17 protein-coding genes are annotated in these 18,559 nt (G+C 50.6%); 4 read left to right on the forward strand and 13 right to left on the reverse strand.

From position 1 onward, the window contains the following. Positions 1-39: 39 nt before the first annotated feature. On the reverse strand, positions 40-444 hold the full coding sequence (locus Q0499_RS04605; RefSeq protein ID WP_299196835.1) for a DUF2892 domain-containing protein: 405 nt from the start codon (positions 442-444) through the stop codon (positions 40-42). A gap of 288 nt (positions 445-732) precedes the next feature. On the opposite strand from Q0499_RS04605, the gene Q0499_RS04610 reads away from it, so the two are divergent. Continuing rightward, on the forward strand, positions 733-1,668 hold the full coding sequence (locus Q0499_RS04610) for a universal stress protein (RefSeq protein ID WP_299196836.1): 936 nt from the start codon (positions 733-735) through the stop codon (positions 1,666-1,668). Positions 1,669-1,750: 82 nt separating this feature from the next. Here Q0499_RS04610 and xthA read toward each other — a convergent pair whose 3' ends face one another. Next, positions 1,751-2,560 carry an exodeoxyribonuclease III gene (xthA, locus tag Q0499_RS04615; RefSeq protein WP_299196837.1) on the reverse strand — a complete coding sequence of 270 codons (810 nt, stop codon included), beginning with the start codon at positions 2,558-2,560 and terminating at the stop codon, positions 1,751-1,753. Positions 2,561-2,810: 250 nt separating this feature from the next. Here xthA and gorA point away from each other — a divergent pair, with 250 nt between their 5' ends. Beyond that, entirely contained in the window at positions 2,811-4,166 is a 1,356-nt protein-coding gene (gene gorA / locus Q0499_RS04620; protein WP_299196839.1) for a glutathione-disulfide reductase, read from the forward strand. A 93-nt stretch (positions 4,167-4,259) separates the two neighbouring features. Here gorA and Q0499_RS04625 read toward each other — a convergent pair whose 3' ends face one another. Beyond that, positions 4,260-5,279: a GGDEF domain-containing protein gene (locus Q0499_RS04625; protein ID WP_299196840.1), complete on the reverse strand. Its 1,020-nt coding sequence runs from the start codon at positions 5,277-5,279 to the stop codon at positions 4,260-4,262. A 267-nt stretch (positions 5,280-5,546) separates the two neighbouring features. On the opposite strand from Q0499_RS04625, the gene Q0499_RS04630 reads away from it, so the two are divergent. Further along, the gene (locus Q0499_RS04630; protein WP_299196841.1) at positions 5,547-7,205 is read left to right on the forward strand and encodes a SulP family inorganic anion transporter; all 1,659 of its coding nucleotides are present in this window, start codon (positions 5,547-5,549) and stop codon (positions 7,203-7,205) included. Here the strand turns inward: Q0499_RS04630 and Q0499_RS04635 are convergent. Together Q0499_RS04635 and Q0499_RS04640 are read right to left on the reverse strand one after the other, a co-directional pair. Beyond that, the gene (locus Q0499_RS04635; RefSeq protein WP_299196842.1) at positions 7,198-7,800 is read right to left on the reverse strand and encodes a YigZ family protein; all 603 of its coding nucleotides are present in this window, start codon (positions 7,798-7,800) and stop codon (positions 7,198-7,200) included. The genes Q0499_RS04630 and Q0499_RS04635 overlap by 8 nt on opposite strands. Before the next feature lie 41 nt (positions 7,801-7,841). Next, positions 7,842-9,005 carry a cation diffusion facilitator family transporter gene (locus Q0499_RS04640; RefSeq protein WP_299196843.1) on the reverse strand — a complete coding sequence of 388 codons (1,164 nt, stop codon included), beginning with the start codon at positions 9,003-9,005 and terminating at the stop codon, positions 7,842-7,844. Between the two features lie 432 nt (positions 9,006-9,437). On the opposite strand from Q0499_RS04640, the gene Q0499_RS04645 reads away from it, so the two are divergent. After that, a complete protein-coding gene (locus Q0499_RS04645) occupies positions 9,438-10,328 on the forward strand; it encodes a bile acid:sodium symporter family protein (RefSeq protein ID WP_299196844.1) in 891 nt (296 codons plus the stop codon). Here Q0499_RS04645 and queE read toward each other — a convergent pair. The 8 genes from queE to Q0499_RS04685 form a co-directional block, all read right to left on the reverse strand. Continuing rightward, the gene (queE, locus tag Q0499_RS04650; RefSeq protein ID WP_299196846.1) at positions 10,311-10,961 is read right to left on the reverse strand and encodes a 7-carboxy-7-deazaguanine synthase; all 651 of its coding nucleotides are present in this window, start codon (positions 10,959-10,961) and stop codon (positions 10,311-10,313) included. The two genes, Q0499_RS04645 and queE, sit on opposite strands and share 18 nt — an antisense overlap. 203 nt (positions 10,962-11,164) lie before the next feature. After that, the gene (gene rdgC / locus Q0499_RS04655; protein WP_299196847.1) at positions 11,165-12,079 is read right to left on the reverse strand and encodes a recombination-associated protein RdgC; all 915 of its coding nucleotides are present in this window, start codon (positions 12,077-12,079) and stop codon (positions 11,165-11,167) included. A gap of 160 nt (positions 12,080-12,239) precedes the next feature. Further along, a complete protein-coding gene (locus Q0499_RS04660) occupies positions 12,240-12,782 on the reverse strand; it encodes an adenine phosphoribosyltransferase (RefSeq protein ID WP_299196848.1) in 543 nt (180 codons plus the stop codon). Between the two features lie 75 nt (positions 12,783-12,857). Further along, positions 12,858-13,637: a fumarate/nitrate reduction transcriptional regulator Fnr gene (gene fnr / locus Q0499_RS04665; protein WP_299196849.1), complete on the reverse strand. Its 780-nt coding sequence runs from the start codon at positions 13,635-13,637 to the stop codon at positions 12,858-12,860. Positions 13,638-13,723: 86 nt separating this feature from the next. Continuing rightward, entirely contained in the window at positions 13,724-15,115 is a 1,392-nt protein-coding gene (gene hemN, locus Q0499_RS04670; RefSeq protein WP_299196850.1) for an oxygen-independent coproporphyrinogen III oxidase, read from the reverse strand. Between the two features lie 67 nt (positions 15,116-15,182). Further along, positions 15,183-15,857 carry a sulfite exporter TauE/SafE family protein gene (locus tag Q0499_RS04675; RefSeq protein WP_299196851.1) on the reverse strand — a complete coding sequence of 225 codons (675 nt, stop codon included), beginning with the start codon at positions 15,855-15,857 and terminating at the stop codon, positions 15,183-15,185. Further along, positions 15,854-16,057: a cbb3-type cytochrome oxidase assembly protein CcoS gene (gene ccoS, locus Q0499_RS04680; protein ID WP_299196852.1), complete on the reverse strand. Its 204-nt coding sequence runs from the start codon at positions 16,055-16,057 to the stop codon at positions 15,854-15,856. The genes Q0499_RS04675 and ccoS overlap by 4 nt, the downstream gene beginning before the upstream one ends. Positions 16,058-16,084: 27 nt before the next feature. Then, the gene (locus Q0499_RS04685) at positions 16,085-18,553 is read right to left on the reverse strand and encodes a heavy metal translocating P-type ATPase (protein ID WP_299196853.1); all 2,469 of its coding nucleotides are present in this window, start codon (positions 18,551-18,553) and stop codon (positions 16,085-16,087) included. Positions 18,554-18,559 lie beyond the last annotated feature (6 nt).

The following is an 18,559-nucleotide window of genomic DNA, read 5'->3' on the forward strand; positions in this document are numbered from 1 at the left end:
AATGCCGCACAGGGCGGCATTTAGTGGAAACTACGAATGTTAAGCCGCTTTTTTAAATCCCAGCAGTGAGGCAACGGTGAACGCGGGGCACCAGCCTGTGAACGCAGACTGAAGCAGACTGGCACCAACCACGGCGGTGATGTACAACACCCATTGCGGCGCGGCAAAAAACATAAAGGCGGCAACGGTAATCAGAACCGCAGCGCCAGCGATGATATGGACTCCCTGATGGACACTCATGCCGGTGGCGCACGTCTGCTCTTTTAGCTTTAACAGACGAAATATTGTCATCGCCGGGCACCACTTGGTAAATGCGGATTGCAGCAGGTTAAGGCCGACAAAGCCGGTGAGGTAATACCAGGCTGGATTGAGGTAAGTTCCCAGTGCCAGGCTGATAAGAATAACGGATCCCGCCAGCAGGCGAAGGGCAGCGTTAAGAGTCATAGGGGTAACCTCGTGGTTAAATTATGGGCGTATAGTTATCGATGAGACTGCATTGAGTTGTCTCAGTACCATCGGAAATCATGTCACCTATTCTATATTAGAAAGACTTAATATAAAAGATTATCTGTGTTTCCGCTGCAATTTTTACAGGCCTGATCTGAGGTTGATGGCGTGTGAATGCGTGTGTTAAAAACTGTATCGCTTATAGGTACCAGATCAAAAGATTGAGTTTGCAAAATAGCGATGCTGGCTCATGCTTAAAGGGTAACCCGCTGAGGAGGTTCTGTTGTGGATATCGGCAAAATTCTGGTGAATATTGAGCACGGTAAAGATTGCAGTCTGATACTGGAAAAAGCTGTACGGCTGGCAGAGGGGAGTGGGGCAAAAGTTGAGCTGTTCTGCTGCTGTTATAATACATCGTTGCGTAACACCTATCTGTTGGATCAGGAGTCTCTGCTTAAAGCCGAACATGGTTATATGCATAAGGTCGAAGCGGAACTGGAACGACTTGCCGAACCCTTTAAAGAGCTTGGTATCGACGTTGATCTGGATCTTTGCTGGCAGCGGCATCGGACAGAAGCTGTGGTGCGTAAAGTGTTACGCTATGCGCCTGATATCCTTTTGCATCAGATAGAGCAGCACAGTCGTCTGGGGCATTACATTTTTGACCAGAGTGACTGGCAACTGATCAGAGAGTGCCCTGTTCCCTTACTATTGGTTAAACAGAAACCCTGGTCTGATGGTGGTCATGTCGCGGCTGCAGTTGATCCTTTTCACGAGTGTGATAGCCCGGCGGCTCTGGATAAAACCATACTGGAATGGGCGCGGCGGATGGTTCAGACCCTGGAAGGAGATCTGAAAGTGATGCACAGCTTTAATGTGTTGCCTCACTCAGCCATCTTTGATGAACATCTGGTGACCGATTTTGAAGGTATGCAACGTAAGGTCAGGGCAGAACATGTTGCTGCTCTGGGGCAGCTGTTGGAACCCTATGGCCTTACAACTGACAGCCCTGCGGTCACGCTGAAAGAGAAAGAGACCCATCATGCGATTCTTGAATATGTAGATGAAGCCCACATCGATATTCTGGTGGTGGGTGCTATAGCGCGAGGGTTGCTGGACCGGATATTAGTCGGTAGCACCATCGAGCGTATTCTGGATGAACTGCACGCCGACCTGATGGTGGTGAAGTCCGCCGGCTTTGTCAGTTCAATTACTGAGTGATTAGATTATATAACGCTATGTATAAAGGGGCTGAGCGCCCCTTTATCCTGTTTTTACGTGCTTTTCTTTAGTGCTCAGATTGTTACTCAAAGCTAGCCCAGATAGGGGCATGGTCTGAGGGCTTTTCCATGCCGCGGATATCATAGTCGATATTGGCATCGGTGCAGCGCTGATAGAGAGATTCCGTTGCCAGCACCGCATCAATACGCAGGCCACGTTTCGGTTGGTCTTCAAAGCCCTTGCTGCGATAATCAAACCAGCTGAACAGGTTGTCAGTGTCCGGATGAATTTTACGAAAGGTGTCCTTCAGTCCCCAGCCTAGCAATCGTGTCAGCCACTGACGTTCTTCAGGTTGAAAACTGGTTTTACCGGTTTTTAACCAGCGCTTGCGGTTAACTTCGCCGATACCGATGTCGATATCTTCCGGTGAGATGTTCAGATCACCCATCACCACCAGTGGGTGTGCCGGATCACACTGCTGTTCAAGATAGTTTTGCAGATCGTTATAGTATTTGCGTTTGGCCGGGTATTTGATTTCATGGGCAATATTTTCCCCCTGCGGGAAATAGCCATTGAGTACTTTCACCCGAGTCCCTTCGATATCGTACTCACCAATGATCATGCGCTTCTGAGCATCGTCGTCATCGCCAGGAAATCCTTTTTCCAGACTAACAGGCGGGAGTTTAGAGATCAGGCAGACACCGTAATGGCCTTTTTGCCCATGATATTCCACATGATAGCCAAGTGCGGTGATCATCTCCGCAGGAAACTCATCATCATGCACCTTGGTTTCCTGAATACCGATAACATCGGGCTGATGCTTTTCTATCAGGGCTTTAATCTGGTGGGGTCGGGCGCGCAGGCCGTTGGTATTAAATGAGATCAGTTTCATGATAAATCCAAAGGAAGGTCGATAAAGAATAAAATCTATAGAGAATAATACAGTGGCGCTTAACTTAACCTTCGTCCGGGCAAAGTGCAAATACCAACCGATTGAAAAACCCTATTACCTATTTTGCCTATCTTTATTGGCATCATAGGGCTACAACAGGTAGATTATTGCACCATAGATTGTTATCAGACGGTTCAGCTTTATCCGACCAGTCTTTTTGTTAATTGTTATCAGTGTTAAGGGGATTTCTGTGGCAGAGTTTGATTTTGACCTGTTTGTAATTGGTGCCGGTTCCGGTGGTGTTCGGGCTGGACGTATGGCTGCAGCGATGGGTGTTCGGGTAGGAATGGCAGAAGACCGCTACCTGGGAGGCACCTGCGTCAATGTGGGCTGTGTGCCTAAGAAACTGTTTGTTTATGGTTCCCATTTTAGCGAAGATTTTGAAAACGCCGCCGGGTTTGGCTGGACGGTGGGTAAATCGACCTTTGACTGGCCTACCTTACGGGATAATAAAACCAAAGAGATAGAGCGGCTCAATGGTATCTACCGCAATATGTTGGTCAATTCAGGGGTGAATCTGCTGGATGGCCGGGCGCGTATCACCGGACCAAACACTGTTGAAGTGTCCGGCAAACAGTACAGCGCTGAACGCATTCTAATCGCTACCGGTGGCTGGCCCTATGTGCCTGAGTTTCCGGGCAGCGAACATGTTATTAGCTCCAATGAGGTGTTCTATCTTGATCAGTTCCCTAAACGCGCCATTGTCGTTGGTGGCGGTTATATAGCGGTTGAGTTTGCCGGTATCTTCGCCGGGCTTGGGGCGGAAACATCGCTGATCTACCGTGGCGATATGTTCCTGCGTGGTTTTGATCAGGAGGTGCGTGAGTTCACCGCTGCGGAAGTGGCGAAGAAACATGTGAATCTGCGTTTCAATAACAATATTGAAAAGATCGAGAAGCAGACTGATGGATCATTGTTGGCGCATCTGACCGATGGTTCTACTCTGGAAGCAGATACCATCATGTATGCGACCGGCCGGGTACCAAACGTTATGGATCTGGGCCTGGAGACGATCAGCATCGAGCAGAAACCGAATGGTGCGATTGTGGTTAATGATCAGTTTCAGACAGCGGAACCCTCAGTCTATGCTATTGGAGATGTGATCGACCGGGTGCAACTGACACCAGTTGCATTGGCAGAAGGGATGGCGCTGGTGCGCAACCTGTATGCCGGTAAAAACCAGCAGGTGGACTATGATCTGATCGCTACGGCGGTATTCTGCCAGCCAAATATTGGCACCGTTGGGCTTTCCGAAGAAAAAAGTCGTGAACTCTATGAAAATGTCGATGTCTATAAGTCTACGTTCAGAGCAATGAAGCATACGCTGAGCGGCAGTGACGAGAAAACCTTTATGAAAATGCTGGTTGATCGTGACAGTGACAAGGTGCTTGGGGTGCATATGGTTGGCCCCGACGCTGGCGAAATTATTCAGGGCATCGCTGTTGCACTGAAAGCCGGCGCCACCAAGGCGGTATTTGATTCCACCATTGGTATTCACCCGACTGCTGCTGAAGAGTTTGTGACAATGCGTGAACCAGCGAGTTAAGTGACCTTCATCGACTATTCCCCCGGCTGTTATGCAGACCGGGGATTTTTTTTGTCTTAAGGGTGTAAAAGGTGCTCACTCAAAGGTTCTGATTCAGGCATGATCGGCGATCTGCACGTTATTCCGTCCGGCTTCCTTGGCTTTATAAAGGGCTGCATCAGCACGGGCAATGAGGCTTTCCGGCGATTCATCCTCGCTTAATCGGGCAACCCCGAAAGATGCTGTGACTGAGCTGATAGTCTCGCCACTCTTTTTCTGGGTGATACGGATTGCAGCAACTTTCTTGCGTACTGTTTCGGCCAGTTTGCACGCATCAGGTATTTTTACACCAGGAAGTAACATGGAAAACTCTTCACCGCCAAAACGAACAGGCAGGAGGGGCTCCGGGCACTCAGCTTTGATCAGTTTGGCAACATATTGCAGAACTTTGTCACCCATCTGGTGGCCATAGGTGTCATTAAACTTTTTGAAGAAGTCAATATCCACCATAATCAGGGATACATCAGGTTCAGGTTTAGCCGCCAATTGACTGATCTCTGTATCAAAGACTCTGCGGTTATATAACCCGGTGAGTGGATCAATGGTGGCTTCCTGACGTGATTGGTTCAGCTGTTTCTTTAGCTCGCTGATCTCAGACTGTGCTTCATCAATCTTCTTCTGAAACAGTCGTGTACTTTCACTGATGGTCTCGGTGTTAACGGTTAAATTCTGGATAATAGATTCGAGGGACTGGTCATTACTGCTTTCTTTGAGTGCTGCCAGGCTATCTATTAATACCTCATTATAGGCTTCTGTGTTTTGCACCGTTGAAGACGCGGTACTCTCCAGATCCCCCATGACAGAGAGGAGTGCTCTCTGCACTATCTCTGCGTTTTCAACCTCATCTTTAATGAGAAAGTCTCGGAAAAGTTGTTCACTTATTCTGTTTGGACAAGTGCCATAGATTTGCAAAACGTTGTCCATCTGCTGGTTAAGCGCAGGCAGTGCTTTGGAAACATAGGCATACCAGAGGGCATAATTAAGCGGGGTTGGCGGGATACCACTTTGTACCATCAGCGGAATCGCCCGGCGAAGATACTCGGTGGCTTGTTGCGGATTATCTGCGAACTGCATAGAACCTTTTCCTATTTCGCGAGACTGTATGTCCTGACATTTAATGCGGTAAAGAATACCATTATTTTTCAATGGGGTAGATAGTGCTTATTGCAGTTTTTTGATGATATCGAACGGTTGTTTCAAAAAATATCGTTTTTACCTGATCTATATCGACTAATTATTGATTGATTCAACCAGACAAGTGATGGAAGGTTGCAGGGCACTTCCGTTGTTTTCTGATCTGTCCAGACACTAATAAAAAAACAAGCATAGTCAGGATCTGATATGTCACTGATTCATGGACTTCACTTTCAAAACCTCAAAGGCGATCTGCTGGGCGGGTTAACGGCCGCCGTTGTTGCCCTGCCTTTAGCCCTGGCGTTTGGAGTTTCTTCCGGAGCCGGAGCCATCGCAGGCCTTTACGGAGCGATTTTTGTCGGGCTGTTTGCGGCGCTGTTTGGCGGTACGCCAAGCCAGGTATCCGGGCCTACCGGGCCGATGACCGTGGTGATGGCATCCGTCTTTACCCAGTTTGTTGCTCTGGATCCGCAAAATGGGCCTCTGTTTGCGTTTACAGTCGTGATGATGGGAGGTCTGTTTCAGATGTGCTTTGGTCTGCTGAAACTGGGCAAATATGTCACTATGGTGCCGTTTCCTGTGATCTCAGGTTTTATGACAGGTATCGGCATTATTATTATCCTGCTTCAGCTGGGGCCGATGTTCGGTTACCCCTCATCAGCGGATGCTGTAACAGCGCTGAAGGCTATTCCTTATTATATGACCGCTGCCGATCCTGCGGCGCTGTTGCTGGGCTCAGTGACGCTGGCAATCGTGATCTTTTGCCCCAAAAAACTAGCTCGTATTATCCCTCCGGCACTGCTTGCGCTAATTACGGGTACGGTGATCTATCAGCTATTTCATGGACATACTTATCTGGCGTTGATTGGTCATATCCCCACGGGAATACCTCAGCTGCAGATTCCCCGATTTTCGCTGGAAATTGTTACCGATATGTTGTTTGCCGCGCTGATGCTGGCCGTACTGGGGTCTATCGATTCTCTGCTTACCTCGCTGGTGGCGGATAATATGACCAAAACTCAGCATGACTCAGACCGGGAGCTGATCGGGCAGGGCGTCGGTAATATGGTCGCAGGTCTGTTTGGCGGATTACCCGGGGCCGGTGCCACAATGCGCACCGTGGTGAATATCAAAGCGGGGGGCAGTACACCTCTGGCAGGCGGTTTTCATGCACTGGTACTGGTCTGTGTCGTGTTGGGTGCTGCGCCCCTGGCGGAGCAAATTCCGCATGCTGTGCTGGCTGGTATTCTGATTAAGGTGGGGCTGGATATTATTGACTGGCGTTTTCTGGTGCGGCTTCATCGGGCACCTTTGTTTGTCGCCTGTCTGATGTTGCTGGTATTGGTGTTGACGGTAATGGTGGATCTGGTGACTGCGGTGTTTACCGGAATCTTCATTGCTAATGTCGTCACCGTTAAGAGGCTGGCGGATAATCAGTTAGACAGTATACGGGTGATTGACAGTGTGGCTGGAAATAATGAGGGTTTGAGTAAGCGGGAACGTAAATTGCTGGCTGAAACCCGTGGGCGGGTAATTCTGTATCAGTTTGATGGCCCGGTAAGTTATGCCGCTGCGAAAGGCCTTGCGGCTAAGCTTCAGGGCCGTAATCCCCACGATGCCCTGTTGCTTGATTTTAGCCGGGTACCTCTGATCGATGTATCAACGGCACTGGCAATCGAGGATATGATTACGGAGGCGCAGCAGCTTGGCCGTGATGTCCATATTATCGGTCTTAATCCGATCGTTAAGGATATTCTCAGTCGTTTGAAAATTCTGGGTTTGATTCCGCAGAGTTTTTGCCATGAGACCCGCAGTGAAGCATTGGCGACTGCGTATGCAATGGTATTTCGTGATGAGATTAACTAATGCTGAGGGTGATCAGATGCTGGAAGGGGATCAGTGCCTCCCGAAAAGACTCCTGCCGGTGCGCTTGCAGATTTGCCGTTAACATAAAGGCTTCACCAAAGCTTCGCGCACAGTCACTCAGCTGGAACTGAGCTATCAGATGTTCCAGCTCTCCGGTGAGGTTATAGGGAGCAGTGAGACTGACCGCAACAGTGGCAATCACAGCAACCGTAGGGAGTTCGTTCAACGCCTCTTGTACCGCCTGAGAGTAAGCTCGCGCCAGTCCTCCTGTGCCTAGCTTAACACCGCCGAAATAACGGGTGATAACCACGCAGATATTGCCCAGGTAACTGTGCCGCAGCACATTCAGCATCGGCTGACCCGCGGTGCCTTTGGGTTCGCCATCATCACTGCAGTTCCATTGGTGGGCATCGTCAGGATTGCCGGCGACATAAGCCCAGCAGTGGTGATTAGCTTTAGGATGGAGTGCACGTACTGATTCGATAAAGCGCATTGCCTCCTCCCGGTCGCAGACCGGCTGAATATCAGCAATAAATCGGCTTTTGCGAATCTCCAGCTCGGCACTATGGGGCCGGGCTGGGCGTATATAATCCATTAGCTCGCGCTCATGCAGTGAAGCTTATTAAATAAAGCCCATCAGAGTTTGGGTGGCTGATACCCCTGCCACAGACGGATACTTCGGAACCAGCTGTGCTGTTTAAATAATCGCTCCAACTCTGCTTCCAGCGCTTTCATATCAATCTGCTGGTTGGCTGGGGTGTCCAGCAACATCAGTTCAATTTCTACAGAGTCTCTGCGGTAATACAGAGCCAGACGGCTGATCCCCAGTTCTGGATGGCCGGTTTGATCAAGCAGTTCCCACAGAACTCCGCTGATTTCGGTACGTACCGGCAGGTTGGTTGAGTTGTCGAATCCCTCTTCATCATCGTACGTATCGATATGGAAGATGATATGTCCAATATCCTCAAACTTTCGCATCAACTGCGCCACGGCTTTATCGCCAATATAGTGACCTTCTGAGGCGCTCAGGTGGGGCGCTACCTGCAGGTGCATCTCCAGCAAGCTTTGGCTGCCCATACTGCGGCTTTTGAAACTATGGACGCTGAGTATCCCTTCAACCTGCATGATGACATCGGTATACGCTTGAGTCTGCTCTTCCGGCAGGGCCGTATCAACCAGTTCGAGAATACTTTTCCAGGTCAGATCCCAGCCCACTTTGGCAATTATCAGCGCCACTGCTACCGCCGCAACGGCATCCAGCCAGGCGATTCCCGCCATGGCACCCGCAACACCGAAAAATACCACAATAGAGGAGAACGCATCGGTACGGCTGTGCCAGGCGTTGGCGATAATCAGATCGGATTTAATGCGCTTGCCAACGGTCAGGGTGTAACGGAAGATAGCTTCTTTAGCGAATACAGAGATTGCTGCAATCACCAGTGCTGGCCATTCTGGCAGTAGTACTACTTCAGCGCGAAAGAGTGTCAACAGGCTGTCATAGGCCATTGCGCCAGCAACTGCGATGAGTATACAACCCAGAATGACGGTGCCGATTGTTTCGAAGCGGGCATGTCCCCAGGGGTGCTCTTCATCAGGCTCCTGATGCGAGTATTTGATAATCCAGACGACCAGTACGTCAGTTAGCAGATCAGACAGTGAGTGGATGCCGTCGGCGATCAATGCGCTGGAGTGTGACAACATACCAAAAACGATTTTCAGCACGCCCAAAATAGTATCGATAACTGAACCGATAATGGTAATGCGTTGTGCTTGTGACTGATTGCTACGTGTTTCTGACATGAGTTAAAACGAGTCCGGTTCTTTAAGAGGCCAACATGTTAAGTGGAACAGAATCAATTGGCCAGATGAAAGCTGATTTTTATTAATTTTTTTACAAAAAACAGGTTGACTTTTATCTGTCACAGTAACGACGCTGAATTGACACTTATCTTGGATAAGTATCCTGAACTATTCGTTTGATCCAGATCAATTGGTTGTAACTGTCTGAAAAATATAGGAAAAAACATCTGGTTAAAAAATGAACATATTGGGCGGATCGGTGAAGTACCGGGTCATCCGGAGAGGTAATTTGAGGGTACCCACAACGTTATCCACAGCTTATGTGGGTAGATTGGGATAGCCCTTTGATTCTGTGTTATCTGGCGGTTGTCTTAGTGGTGTCAGCACCCTACTATAACCGCTCTTGAAATGAGTCTGATGGAGTCATCCTGAATGGAAGGTGGCAATGCACTTTCGCTGTTATTACCAATTGCTCTGTTTATTATTATGCTGGGCATGGGGCTGACACTTAAACCCGCTGATTTTTTATCGCTTCGATACCGGCCGGTCGCTATTATTGCGGGTGTTGCGCTGCAGCTCCTGTTGCTACCGTTGCTGGCCTGGCTGGTAGTGACAGCGCTGGCGTTGCCAGTGACCCTGGCCGCGGGGTTGCTGATTGTCTCTTTCGCGCCGGGCGGTGCCACTTCGAATATGATCAGTTATCTGTGTCGCGCAGATACCGCGTTGTCAATCTCACTGACTGCGATTACCAGCCTGATTATCCCTTTTACGCTTCCCTGGCTTGCCTGGTTCACTCTGGAACACCTGTTAGGTAATGGTGTGATGGTGGAGTTACCGCTGCTAAGTACGATTATGAAACTGATTATGGTGACCCTGCTACCGGTCGCAATCGGGGTGCTTATAAATTACCGCTGGCCGCAAATTTGTGCTCAGTTGCAACGGCCAATGAAGATTCTCTCACTGGTGTTTATGTGTATGGTGGTGGTGATGATCAGCTGGGCGAACCGGTCCGTTTTGCCTGAATTGATGCCGTTGCTAAGCCCGGCCATTATTCTGCTTGCCAGTAGTGCGATGCTATTGGCGATGCTTATCGCTCGTTACTTACTGCGCCTGAACACTGAAACGGCGCTGACGCTGGGTATCGAAACAGGGATTCAGAATGCGGGTACGGCATTGATGGTCACTAGCGCCATACTGCAACAGCCGGAGATGTCCCTCGCGGTGTTGCTGTACGGCATTCTGATGCAGATACCTGCGGTGCTGCTGGTGATATGGCGCAATAGTCCGGCTAGTCTGCGGGCGGCTTCAGTCGATGCCAAGTAGCTTGTGGGTTTGCAGGCTTAGTTTCCATTGCGGATTGGCTAAGCAGTAGGCGATGCTATCCTGGGTGTTCATGCGTTGCATCGGTCCATCCATCGCCTGCAGGTAGAAATGGGTAAACTGCAGCTGCGCGAATTGTTCGGGCTGGGCCAGGGGTTGCGGATAAACCAGTTTTAGCTCATCACCCCGGAGCTGCGCCAGCGGCGCATCCGCTTTAGGGCTGACACAGATCCAGTCGACCTCATCGGGTACTGGCAGGGTGCCGTTGGTTTCTACCGCTATCTCGAAGCCCTCATGATGCAGCGCTGCGATCAGTTCTGCATCAAGCTGCAACAGTGGCTCCCCTCCGGTACAGACGACGTAAGGCTTTCCCTGAGTTTTTCCGGCGTTATTGGGCCAGAAGCTTTTTACCTTCTCTGCCAAAGCATCCGCTGAGCGGAATTTGCCGCCATTCTGACCATCGGTGCCGATAAAATCGGTATCGCAGAAATCACACACTGCTTTACTGCGATCCTGCTCGCGACCGGACCAGAGGTTGCAGCCGGTAAAACGACAGAATACGGCAGGTCGGCCGGCTTGTGCACCTTCTCCCTGAAGGGTGTAGAAAATCTCTTTAACGCTGTAACTTTTACTCACGGAAGGATCCTGATCGGCTGTATGGGCGTAGTCTACACAGTGGCCAGCAATGTTCAAATAGTATGCTTAGCCAGACTGTCGAAATAGTCGGCTTGATTCGATGAGTGCTGGATAAAAAAAACGGTGATTTATAACAGCGCTGGCCTGAAATACAAAAAAACCGGACAGCTGTCCGGTTTTAATCCATTACCTGAGTGTCACTATCAGGGGCGCTGAGCCTCGCCGCCGAAGGCTTCGGTGAGAGCTGGAATCAGACGGGTCAGCTCCAGAGACATCTGTACAAATTCGGCGTCAAACTGGGCAAATGCTTCATCCGGGCTGTCCTGGTCGAGTTTCTCTTTCAGCTGATCTGACAGCCTGATACGTTTAATGCACAGATCGTCCTGGAGAATAAAGTTGAGGCTTTCCTGCCACTCAAGCGATAGCTTAACCACGCGTTTGCCTGCTTCCAGATGGTGGCGGATCTCATCGCTATCGAGATCCTGCCCTTTGCAGCGGATGACGCCGGTTTCCACCGCGCTATCACGCAGCTCGCACTCGTCCATCGGCTCAAGACCTGCGAAGCGGCCCTCAGGATGCTCCAGCCAGCCAGACATGACAGCAGAGGGAGATTGATTAACATCAGGCAGAACGACCGGCAGAGAGCCTAGCAGGCTGCGCAGGTGGCTAAGTAGTTCTTCAGCGCGTTTGTGGCTGCTGGCATCTACAATCAGCAGATTCTGTTGCGGTGCGATCAACGCCCAGGTGGTTTGAAACTTGCTGAATGCCCGCGGCAACAGGTCCAGAACGATCTCATCTTTGAGCTGATCCTTCTCTTTTTTATAGACTTTGCGTGCCTGTTCCTCTTCGATCACTTTGACCCGGTTATCCAGCTGCTGGCGGATGACCTGAGAGGGGATGATCTTGTCCTCTTTCTGTGCTGCGATCAGCAGATAGCCGTTACCCGCATGCACCAGCATGTCAGACAGGCCGCTGCTGGGGCTCACCCAGCCAAAGCGGCTGAGTTCCTGGCTGCCACACGGGGTAAAGGCTTTCTCACTGAGTTTCTCTTCAAGGGCTTCCGGTGTATAGCTAAACGGCTGTGTGAAACGATAAAAGATGGCATTTTTGAACCACATAAGATGAGCCCTTAATAACAGATAAAAAAAGAGTGGCTATTGTAAAGAGATAAGCGAGCTGCGAACAGGAATGATCTGCTGATATTCAGGTTTGGCGTCTGGGTGTTAAAAATAGGAAAGGGTGAGGGAGCGATTTAAAGAGTGTTCCCTCGTCAGCGGATCAGAGGCCTTCGTACGCAAGCAGGGTGTATACCGGAATACCACTTTGCTGGATCAGCTCAGAGCCTTTCAGATCCGGCAGATCGATCAGTGCAGCGGCTTCATAGACCTCAGCACCGAGTTCTTTAATAATGGTACTGGCCGCCAGAATAGTGCCGCCGGTTGCAATCAGGTCATCAAAAATCAGCACTTTATCACCTGCTGCGACCGCATCAACCTGCATCTCAACCGCGGCAGTACCATACTCAAGGGCATATTCACGGTGGATGGTTTTACCGGGGAGTTTGCCTTTTTTGCGCACCAGCACCAGAGGAAGGTTTAACTGGTAAGCGATAATAGAGCCAAACAGAAATCCACGGGCATCGATACTGGCGATGTGGGTAACCTCAGTGTCGATATAGCGTTGAATGAAGGCGTCAGCGATCATCCGTAGTGCTTTAGGGTCTTTAAACAGCGGGGTGATATCTCTGAACATTACTCCGGGTTCTGGCCAGTCCGGAATGGTGCGCATGACGGACTTGATATAACATTCATCGAAACTCATCAGTATTACCTTAAAACTGTGGGGCTATAAAAATAATACCCGCAATCGGCGGGTATTTTTCAATTCTGACAGGGATCAGGTGTGCGGGCAGGTTTGCTCTTCGCATGGATGCAGATCCTGAGACTCACCGGAAAGGCTATAGATCTCTTCAAGATTGCTCAGCTCGATCTCCTTACCATCCACCCGCACCAGCTCCATTTTCTGGAAGCGGGTGAAGATACGACTAACGGTTTCAACGGCCAGGCCGAGATAGTTACCGATCTCGTTTCTGGACATCGACAGGCGGAAGTGGGTTGCTGAGTATCCACGTGCTTTAAAGCGGGTGGAGAGTTTTACCAGGAAGGTAGCGACGCGCTGTTCAGCATTTTTCTTGCTTAACAGCAGCATCATCTGCTGATCATCGCGGATCTCTTTACTCATTGTACGCAGAATCTGACGACGCAGCTCCGGCATCTGACCGGACAGTTCATCCAACCGTTCAAACGGTATTTCACACACGGTGGTAGTTTCCAGAATCTTCGCTGAAACCGGATACTGTTCACTGTCAAAGCCACTCATACCGACCATTTCGCCAGGGAAGTAGAAGCCGGTGATCTGTTCCTCTCCCTCATTAGTGAGGGTGTATGTTTTTATCGTGCCGGCACGAAGCGCGTAGACTGAAGAGAACGGTTCACCCTGATGAAACAGGTGTTCGCCTTTTTTCAGCGGCCGGCTTTTATCGATAATATCGTCCAGCCGGTCCATCTCTGTCATATTCAGGGACACGGGTAAACATAATGAACTCAGGCTGCATGTGCTGCAATGAACCTGCCTTAAGCTATGTAGTTTCCCTTCAGATGCCTTATGGTTGCCCATAACTATGTCCTGTTTTGTTGTATTGTTAGACTTTGCTAGCCAGTGATTATCTACTAAATCGCAAGCCGGGTGAAGTATTTCCCGAATCAAATGATTCGGGAAAATCCTTTTGTTGGTTGTTCTTTAGGAATATAAGCATCAAATGCCATGCAAATACGACGGATCAGCAGACGTCCGGCGGGGGTTACTTCGATGCTGTTATCGTTGAGTTTTACCAGTCCGTCACCGGTGAATCGCTCCAGTTCCTGTAACTCTTCAGCAAAGTATTCGGGGAAACTGATATCAAACTGTTGTTCAATATCGGCCATATGCAGTTGGAAATGACAGATCAACTGGGTGATAACCGCCCGTCGGATGCGATCATCCAGTGTCAGGGTAACGCCGCGTTTGATGGCGAAATTATGATCCTCAACGGCACCGGTGTAAGCGCCCATATCGTGCTCATTCTGATAATAAACATCACCGATCTGGCTGATCGATGAAACGCCCATCGCCACCAGATCGCAATCACTGTGAGTGGTGTATCCCTGAAAATTACGGTGCAACTTGCCACTCTGCTGTGCCAGTGCCAGTTCATCGTCGGGCTTGGCAAAATGATCCATACCGATATACACATAACCGGCGCCAATCAGCTTGCTGATGGTAGTTTCCAGAATCGCCAGTTTGGTTTCCGGGCTGGGCAGGTCTTCCGCTTTGATATGGCTCTGGGAGCGGAATCGGTCTGGCATATGCGCATAGTTGAACACGGAGAGTCGGTCGGGACTCAGCTCGATAATGGTGTCCAGCGTTTTCACAAAACTGTCCAGTGTCTGATGGGGCAAGCCGTAGATCAGATCGATATTGATCGAACGGAAACCCAGGCGCCGAGCTTCGTGGAGCACATCAGCGATCTCTTCAACCGGTTGAACCCGATTGACCGCCTGCTGCACTTTCAGTTCAATATCCTGCACGCCGAAGCTTACCCGGTTGAAGCCGATATCACGTAATACTTTAAGCATTTCGTGGTCCACTTCCCGTGGGTCGATTTCGATGGAGTAGTCGCCGGAATCGTCATCCAGGAGTTTGAAGTTTTGTCGCAGCTTCTGCATCAGCTCAATCATCTGCTCATTGCTGATGAAAGTTGGTGTACCGCCCCCAAGGTGCAGCTGTTCTACGATACGGTCATCGGCATACCATGCAGACAGTTGCTCCATCTCTTTATACAGGGTATCGAGATAGGGCTGGGCTTTTTTGCGGTTGCGGGTAATCACCTTGTTACAGGCGCAGTAATAGCACACATGCGCACAGAAAGGGATGTGGACATAGAGAGACAGTGGAGCATTATGATCTGCTGTTTGCTGACCCGTGCTGACGAGATCGGTAGCGGAAAGATCAGGGTTAAACTGAATCGCAGTAGGGTAAGACGTGTACCGGGGGCCGGAAAGATCATAGCGGCGGATCAGGTCAAGATCCCATTTAATCAGGTTATTCTGGGTCACAACATTTCTCACTTATACTGCAAAGGGACGATTATAGTGATTTTAACCGACCCCGTATTGATGTTTATCAAGCCAGACTTAAACCCAGTCCCCGCCAGGGAATGGTGTACAGGCCGAAGAGTATGATCAGAAGCCCGGCAACGGTTTGGGCGCTTCTATTTTTTAACAGTGCCTGTACCTGGCTCGCGAGTAGCCCTGTGGCTAGCATTGCCGGTACCGTCCCCAGGCCAAAACAGGCCATCAGCAGGGCTGATGTTTTCCAGTCGCTGGCGGTGGCGCTCCAGATCAGTGTGCTGTAGACCAGGCCGCAGGGCAACCAGCCCCACAGCGCGCCAAGCGCCAGCGCTTGCATCGGGTTATGCACCGGCAGTAGTTTCCTGCTGAGCGGCTGAATGTGCCGCCAAAGCCGGTTTCCCTGCTTTTCTAAATAGGCCAGTGCCTTCCAGATCTGTGCGACGTAGAGTCCCATAAAAATGAGGATGACACCTGCCAGGCTGCGTAAAAACAGAGATACTTCCGGTGAACGAATCAGCCAGCCGATGCTGCCTAGCAGTGCGCCTGCCAGGGTGTAGCTGGCGATACGGCCAACATTAAACCCGAGTAGCAGCAGCACGGGCCGTTGGTTTTTACGGTCGATCCCCATGGCCACAGCACTGGATATACCACCACACATGCCCAGGCAATGTGCGCTGCCCAGCAGGCCTAAAAGCAAGGCGGTAAAGGCTGATAGTGGTTCTGTCATCGTTTTTCGGTTGGCGGTTCAGTGGGTTTGCGCTGTTTAGCCTCGTCGGGAATCAGATGCTCATCATCATCATATAAAATACTGTGTGCTGGTGATTCCAGATCATCCAGCTGGCCGTTGTTAACTGACCAGAAAAAGCCCCAGATGCCTATCCCGGCAAGTATGATAGCAATAGGAATAAGCAGATAAATAATTGACATAGCAATACTTCACTCAGGTTGTTGTAGCTATTCTAACCGATCAGGGCGATCAAGTTTAGTCAAACGCAGGGCATTACCCACTACCACCAGGGAGCTGGCGGACATACCTATCGCCGCCATCCAGGGGGCAATCATGCCTGCTGCGGCAAGGGGTAGTGCAATCAGGTTATACAAAAGAGACCAGCTCAGATTCTGGCGGATATTTGCCCGGGTGCGTCTGGCGAGGCGCAACCCTTGTGGCAGGCGCATCAGTTCACCGGATATGAGCACTGCATCGGCATTAGTTTTTGCCAGATCTGTGGCAGAGCCCATCGCGATGGAGGTCTGGGCGCCGGCCAGTACCGGTATATCATTAATACCATCGCCGACCATTATCAGCTGTGCGCCACTCTCCTGAAGTTGCTGGATATGCTGTAGCTTCTGCTCCGGGCTAACGCCGGAAATAACCTTGTCAATCTTCAGCTGCCGGGCGATATGTTGAACCGCAGCGGAGCTGTCGCCGGTGAGCATCTGTACTTCCAGGCCCATTTTTTGTAATTGCTGTACCATCCTCGCTGCTTGTTTGCGGGCCGGGTCATTCAGGCCAAACCACGCCAGGGGTTCAGTTTCGCTGGCGAGCAACAGCCATTGCCCATGGCTATCGGGGGCATCACTGAAATCCAGTGGTTTGCCACAGAACTGGCTGGCGAAGCTGGGTTTGCCGATGAAAAAACGTTTGCCTGCAATATAGCCTTCAAGCCCCATGCCAACATGATTTGTCAACTGCTCAGCTGGAATGACCCGGTCTTGCCGACTGGCCCGGTGGAACGCTCTGGCGATCGGGTGTTCTGAATGTGCTTCTAATGATGCCGCAATATCCAGGCACTCTACTTCAGATAAATCAGAAAGGCGATAAGTGTTTTGCAGTGACAGGTTGCCTTCGGTGAGGGTGCCGGTCTTGTCGAATACGATATGGGTCGCTTTTGCCAGGCTCTCTAATACATGACCGCGGGTAATCAGCAGACCATGCTGACGCAGGGTTCCGGTTGCCGCAGTCAGGGCTGTTGGTGTCGCAAGGGAAAGGGCGCAAGGGCAGGTGACGACGAGTACGGAAAGGGTCACCCAGAATGCATGGTCCGGGCTAATCTGCCACCACACTGTTCCGACCGTGGCGGCAACAATCAGTACCGCTGCAACAAAGTATCCTGAGACTTTATCGGCCAGCCGGGCGACCTTAGGTTTCTCATCATGGGCTCGTTCCAGTAGCCGTACAATAGAAGAAAGCTGGGAACTCTCGCCAACTTGCGTGACTTCCAGTTGAATCGGATTTTCAACATTGATTGTCCCGCCGACAACCGCATCACCAATGTTTTTGGTTAATGGCAGATACTCGCCGGTGAGTGCTGATTCATCAATACTGCTGGTGCCGTTAACAATCAGACCATCAGCAGGAATTGTATGGCCGGGTTTTACCAGAATCCGATCGCCCTGTTGTAGCTCATTAGCGGCGACAATTTTCTCTCCTTCGTCGCAAAGGAGTATGGCGCTGGCAGGCAGCAGGTTGAGTAACGCATTGCCTGCTTTGCCGGTGCGGTGTCGGGCTTTCATCTCCAGAAAACGGCCTATCAGCAGGAAGAAGGTAAACATGCTGACTGAGTCATAGTAAACCTCGCCGCTGGACGTTACCGTGGCCCAGATGCTGGCAATATAGGCACCACCAATGGCGATGGAAACCGGTACGTCCATGGTCAGATGACGGGTGCGCAGGTCACGCAGTGCCGCCTGAAAAAAAGGTCTGGAAGCGTAAAATACTACCGGCGTGGCTAACACCAGGCTGGCCCAGCGAATAAAGTTCTCATAATCGGCTTCGAGGCTTGCTCCGGCACCGGTATAGAGTGCAACGGCGAGCATCATAATCTGCATAGTAAAGACCCCGGCGATGCCCAGCCTGCGCATCGCTCGTTTGGTCTCTTGTTCTAGCAGTTGTTCCTCTTTATCAGGGTGGTAAGGATGACCCTGATAGCCGATGCTGTGCATCGCGAAAAAAATTTCGCTTAGTTTAATCGTTTCATCATCCCACTGCACGCGGGCACGGTGATTGGTCAGGTTAACGCTGGCAACGATAACGCCATCAAGTGAGCTGATGTGATGTTCCAGCAGCCAGACACAGGCTGCACAAGTAATGCCTTCGATGACCAGTGTCGCCTGCCTGGTACCGTCAGGCAGATCAGCCACAAAGTGTTTCTGGACACTGCTGTGATCATATAGCTCGAACTCAGCCTGAAGCTGTTCACTGGCACTGAGCGATTCAGGAGAGGTCGCCTCGACAGTGCGATGCTTGTAGTAGTTTTCCAGGCCTCCGTCAGCGATTACCTGAGCCACCGCCTGGCAGCCTGGGCAGCACATTCGGCGAGGTTCACCTGCAATAACGGTAAAAAACTGGCTGTGATTGGGGATGTCGAGGCCACAATGATAGCAGCCCTGACGTTTGTGCAGATTACCTTCAGCGGCATTCATGACGGG

This window comes from uncultured Amphritea sp., from assembly GCF_937127095.1.
Classification (GTDB): Bacteria; Pseudomonadota; Gammaproteobacteria; order Pseudomonadales; family Balneatricaceae; genus Amphritea.